This is a genomic window from Segatella copri (genome assembly GCF_009494395.1).
In the GTDB taxonomy this organism is placed as follows: domain Bacteria; phylum Bacteroidota; class Bacteroidia; order Bacteroidales; family Bacteroidaceae; genus Prevotella.
In genome coordinates, this window is the sequence record NZ_VZCB01000086.1 from 1 (window position 1) to 1,202 (window position 1,202).

Below are 1,202 nucleotides of genomic sequence, written 5' to 3' on the forward strand. Positions count from 1 at the left end.
GTGACAATCAACGGAACTATCGCACAGTTCAGTTGCAAGCTGAGCGTGACCAAGGCGATATGGGATGCCAAGGGCAACAGAGCCAAAGGCAGAAGCAAGGAAGCCAATGAGGTGAACTTTGCGCTTGATAACATCAAGGCTCAAATCGCTAAGCATTACCAACGGCTTTCCGACCGTGAGGCGTTCGTTACCGCTGAAATGGTGAGAAACGCATATCAAGGCATAGGTACGGAGTATGAGACATTACTCAGAGCTTTTGACAAGGAGAACGCAGCCTTTGCCCAACGCGTGGGAAAAGACCGAGCTGTCCGAACCTACCGCAAGTATCTGACGGTAAGAAAGTACGTTGCCGAGTTCATCAAATTTCAGTACAAGCGCAGCGATATGTCCATGAATGAGCTTACCGAGGAGTTCATCCGTGATTTTTGTCTGTATTTGAAGAATGTCATTGGACTCACGCAATCTACCATTTGGATATACTCCATACCATTGAAGCATATCGTCACGGCAGCACACTACAACGGCAAGATACAGAGAAATCCGTTTGCCATGTACCACGTTGACCCAGACCACAAGGAGCGTGAGTTCTTGACAGAGGAAGAATTGGACATATTTGCAGGAATAGAGTTGGAAAATCCCAACTTTGCTTTTGCGAGAGACTTGTTTATGTTTGGTTGTTGGACAGGTATCTCTTTCGTTGACATCAAGAATCTTACAGAGGACAATGTTGCCATTATAAGTGGGTCTCCATGGATAGTTTCTCAGCGTCAAAAGACAGGCGTACCATTCAAAATTAAACTGATAGATGCAGCCATACAGATAATTGAACGTTACAAGCCATTGAGAAAAGATATGCACTTGTTTAATATTGGCTCACTTGACATGGTAAACAAGCGTATAAAGAAAGTGGCAAAAATGTGTGGCATCAAGAAGCGAATTTCATTTCATGTAAGCCGGCATTCGTTCGCAGTTTTGGCTTTAAACTACGGTATGCCGATAGAGAGTGTAAGCAAGATACTGGGACATACGGACATCGCCACAACACAAATTTACGCAAAGGTGACAAGTACTAAATTGGAGCATGACATATCAGCTTTTGAAAGTCGAATCAAGGGGCATATGCCGACAATGGGGGGAATGGCATGAAAAGGACTGTAATCACCGTGGACGGAAATGGAATGTTATCCATTCCGTCCAACTTG

General features: G+C 44.4%; 1 protein-coding gene. It reads left to right on the plus strand.

Translation table 11 applies throughout. The features are described from left to right. A partial coding sequence (locus F7D73_RS12190; RefSeq protein ID WP_153112547.1) for a site-specific integrase occupies window positions 1–1,146 on the plus strand: 1,146 nt, incomplete at its 5' end. Window positions 1,147–1,202: the final 56 nt, after the last annotated feature.